The sequence below is a fragment of the Desulfobacter sp. genome, assembly GCF_050177295.1.
The window spans coordinates 1-4,240 of sequence record NZ_JBFXHE010000146.1 but is presented as its reverse complement, the minus strand read 5'-3'; the positions used below and the strand labels follow the sequence as shown (position 1 = coordinate 4,240).

The following is a 4,240-nucleotide window of genomic DNA, read 5'->3' as shown; positions in this document are numbered from 1 at the left end:
ATTGCAGGTATCCGGACTGCAGTTTTGGAAAATAAAGCCATGTACCCAAGGAGTTAATTGAAATGAGATCACTCATCCGCGAAAGCCTGGATCTTCTGAACGACGGCACCCCGTTTGCCCTGGCCGTGATCATCGGCCACAAGGGCTCCACCCCCCGGACATCGGGCAGCAAGATGCTCGTCCGGCCGAACAAAGGCATTTCAGGTACCATCGGCGGCGGCCTGGTTGAAGCCAAGGTCATTGACGCCTGTGTCGATCTGCTGGACCGGTCACGGTCAAAAACCATGGATTTTAACCTGAACCAGGAGATTAAAGCGGGTATGGATATGGTCTGCGGAGGCAGTCTGACGGTCTGGCTTCGCAGCTTTGTTCCACCTTGTCCTTCGGAGCAAATTGAGGTATGGCAGACGCTGGCAGACCTGGAGGCCAAGGGGAAAAAGGCTTTGGCAGTTACCCGGATTACGGCGGACAAAACCGCTGAAATCAGCCTGGTGCTGGAACAGGGTGAGGTGGCTGGCCCGGGCATGCTGCCCAAAGCCCTAATAGATGCGGCCGGGGAAAACCGGTTTACAGGCCCGGGTCCGGTGCGGCAGTTCTACGGGCTGGACGAGTTCATCATTGAGCCCCTGATCCGGCCGGATAGATTGTTCATTTTCGGGGCCGGCCATGTGGGGTTCCAGCTGGCAAAAATGGCCCATTTGACTGATTTTTCCTGCGTGATCACCGACGATCGGGCCGAGTTCGCCAATGAAGCGCGTTTCCCCCATGCTGCTGAGATCCGGGTCCTGGATGATTTTTCCAGTGCGTTTGACGGTTTGGAGATTGACGGCAATGCCTATATCGTTATCCTCACCCGGGGGCATCTCCATGACCAGACCGTGCTGGAACAGGCCTTAAAAACTGACGCCGCCTATATTGGTATGATCGGCAGTAAAAAGAAAAAGAAGCAGATCTACGACAATCTGATGGCTAAAGGGGTGGCGCAGGCCCGGCTGGAACAGGTCTATGCCCCCATCGGTCTTAAAATCAAGGCTGAGACTCCGGCGGAGATTGCTGTAAGCATCATGGGAGAATTAATCAGCGTCAGGGCGGAAAATAAGGAGAACCCCTCCTGATGCCGGCCGCCCTTATCCCGGCAGCAGGTCTCTCCTCCCGAATGGGCCGGTACAAGCCGCTGCTGCCTTTGGGGCGTACCACCATGATTGAAACCGTCATCGACCTGTTTAAAGCTGCAGGCATCCGGGAGGTTATCGTGGTCACCGGTCACAACCATGACCAATTGGCGGGGACCGTTGAAGCGGCAGGTGCCAGGCCTTTGTTCAACCCGGATTATGCCTCGGGCATGTTCTCCTCCATTCGCAACGGGGTGGCAACACTGTCGTCGGGTATAGAGGGCTTTTTCCTTTTGCCGGCCGACATCCCGGCCATCCGGCCCACCACCCTAAACTTCATCCGTAGAAAATTCGAGGCGGCCAAAGACAGCTTGATTGTACCGGCATTCAACGGCCAAACCGGTCATCCGCCCCTGATTCCGGCCCGGCTGATCCCCGTCATAACCGGCGCTGATCCTGACGCCAATCTAAGGCGGATCCTGTTTTCAGATCCAAGCCGCATTATCCAACTGCCGGTCCATGACCGGGGCATTCTCATGGATGCCGACACCCCGGAAGGTTATGAGCAAATAAAGCAAAAATATGAGAGACTGGAAATTCCCGATGAAGCGGAATGCCGGTCCATTATTGACCGGGAGCTGCCCGATGCCCCGGCAATTCGGGCCCATCTGCACCAGGTATGTGATACTGCGCTGACCCTTGCCCGGGCTCTCCATTCGTGCGGGCTTGATTTTGATACCGACATCATCAGAGCAGGGGCGCTGCTCCATGACATTAAAAGAAAAGAAGCGCACCATGCCGAGGCCGGCAGCCGTTTTCTCCAAGAGTTGGGATTCCAAAAAATCGCAGATGTTACGGCTGTCCACATGGATCTCACCCCCGGCCCGGAACTGGATGAAACCCAGATTGTCTTTTTTGCAGACAAGCTGTGCAGGGGAGATCAACTGGAACTGAATTACTCAGGTCGATTCCACGAAAAAGCACGCTGTCTGCCCCATGCCGAAAAGGAGATTTTTAAAAGACTTGAAACTGCTCAGCACATACATGCCCGGATCGAATCAGCTGTCGGACGATCTCTCAGGGAAATTCTCGGATAAAGGCCCATTACTCTTCATTCTGCGTCACGGACAGATCGAGGGTCATGGTACCCGCCGGTTCATCGGTCAAACCGACATCCCCCTGGATCAGACAGGCCGGGAGCAGGCCAGAAGCTGGCAGGCGCCCTTCGCCGCCGTTGGTTTCAAACAGGTTTACACCTCGGCTTTGACCCGGTGCCGGGAAACAGCGGCTCTTGCCTGCCCTGACAGCACATCCGTTATCGACCGCCGCCTCAACGAAATCGATCTGGGAGAGTGGGACGGCCGGGAATTTGAGCACATCAAAACCAAGCATCCGGATCTATTTGAACAGCGGGGCCGGGATATTTACGGTTTCTGCCCCCCGGCCGGAGAAAGCTTCAAAGACCTTTTTTCCCGGGTGTCACCTTTTTTCAGTCAACTGCCCCTGTTATCGCATACCCTGTTGGTCACCCATGCCGGCGTAATCAGGGCCATGCTCTGCTTTTGGGCTGGTAAAAAAATGGAAAACCTCCTCAACTTTAAAACCCATTTCGGACAGCTGTTCGTGCTGGCTAAGGAATACGCTTAAATGCCCCCGTCGATGTTAAATTCGATACCTTGGGCAAGCGGCAATTCCTTGCCCCAGTTAATGGTGTTGGTCTGACGTCTCATGTATGCTCGCCACGCATCGGACCCGGATTCACGCCCGCCGCCGGTCTCTTTTTCACCGCCGAATGCGCCACCGATTTCGGCACCGGAAGTGCCGATGTTCACGTTGGCAATGCCGCAGTCAGAGCCTTTGTGTGAAAAAAAAATTTCCTGGTACTGCAAGGAGGTTGTGAAGATTGCGGAAGACAGGCCCTGGGGCACGTCGTTATGCAGTTCAAGGGCTTGCTCAAACCCATTGTATTCAATGATGTACAGGATGGGTGCAAAGGTTTCGCTCTGGACAATGGGGAAATCATTTTTTACTTCAGCCACAGCCGGGAACACATAATGACCGCCTTCACAACCGTTCACAGTGGTCCGCTCTCCGCCGTAAAGAATCTTTCCACCGGACGCCTTAACTGCTTTCAGGGCTTGTTCCATAGCAAGGAGAGCCTCTTCGTCGATAAGCGGCCCCATGAGCGTGTCATTGAGCAGGGGATTGCCGATCTTAATCTGTTTGTAGGCACTGATCAGGTTGTTGACAAAGGCTTGTTTCACCGAAGAGTGAATGATGATCCTTCGGGTGGAGGTGCAGCGTTGTCCAGCGGTACCCACAGCACCGAACAGCGTGGCCCGGACGGCCATGTCCATGTCTGCGTCTTCGGTGATGATAATGGCATTGTTGCCGCCAAGTTCCAGCAGGGACCGTCCTAAACGACCGCCAACCACTTGACCCACATGTTTACCCATGGCCGTGGACCCTGTGGCGGAAATCAGAGGAATGCGTTTGTCATGGAGCATGGGCTCGCCCACATCAGTTCTGGTGCCGATGACCATGTTGAAAATACCTTCAACACCGTATTTGTCAACCACAGGCGCAAGGATGTTCTGGATGGCAATACTGGTCAAAGGCACCTTTGAGCTGGGTTTGAACACAATCGCATCACCGCAGACAGAGGCAATCAACGTGTTCCAGGACCATACGGACGCAGGAAAATTAAACGCAGTGATCAGCCCGACAATTCCCAGGGGGTGCCATTGTTCGTACATCCGGTGCTCGGGCCGTTCAGAATGCATGGTCGGGCCATACAGCCGGCGGCTCAGGCCCATGGCGAAATCGGCAATGTCAATCATCTCCTGGACCTCGCCCTCGCCTTCAGCCCGGATTTTACCGACCTCAAGAGAAATCAGGGCACCTAATCTCTTTTTATTCTCCCGTAATGCATCACCGATCTCACGCACCATTTCGCCGCGTCGCGGAGCAGGCATCATGCGGAAGGTTTTAAACGCTTCCTGGGCCTTGGTCATCACTGTTTCATAGTCTTTTTTTTCAGCCATCAAAACACTGGCAATGGGTTTGCCGTTGATGGGGGAATAGGAAACAAGCTCTTTTCCCTTTGTTTCAATCCAACCTTTGCTGCC

4 protein-coding genes are annotated in these 4,240 nt (G+C 54.4%); 3 read left to right on the top strand and 1 reads right to left on the bottom strand.

Annotation, left to right across the window (positions count from 1 at the left end):
* The first annotated feature begins 62 nt into the window (after positions 1 to 62).
* From AB7U36_RS11670 to AB7U36_RS11660, 3 genes are read left to right on the top strand one after another with little or no spacing between them, the layout of a single operon-like run.
* Positions 63 to 1,115: an XdhC family aldehyde oxidoreductase maturation factor gene (locus tag AB7U36_RS11670; RefSeq protein ID WP_428159947.1), complete on the top strand. Its 1,053-nt coding sequence runs from the start codon at positions 63 to 65 to the stop codon at positions 1,113 to 1,115.
* Entirely contained in the window at positions 1,115 to 2,209 is a 1,095-nt protein-coding gene (locus AB7U36_RS11665) for a DVU_1551 family NTP transferase (protein WP_428159946.1), read from the top strand. Before AB7U36_RS11670 ends, AB7U36_RS11665 begins: the two co-directional genes overlap by 1 nt.
* The gene (locus AB7U36_RS11660) at positions 2,157 to 2,759 is read left to right on the top strand and encodes a histidine phosphatase family protein (protein ID WP_428159945.1); all 603 of its coding nucleotides are present in this window, start codon (positions 2,157 to 2,159) and stop codon (positions 2,757 to 2,759) included. The genes AB7U36_RS11665 and AB7U36_RS11660 overlap by 53 nt, the downstream gene beginning before the upstream one ends.
* Here the strand turns inward: AB7U36_RS11660 and amaB are convergent.
* On the bottom strand, positions 2,756 to 4,240 hold a 1,485-nt coding region (gene amaB, locus AB7U36_RS11655), incomplete at its 5' end, for an L-piperidine-6-carboxylate dehydrogenase (protein ID WP_428159944.1). The two genes, AB7U36_RS11660 and amaB, sit on opposite strands and share 4 nt — an antisense overlap.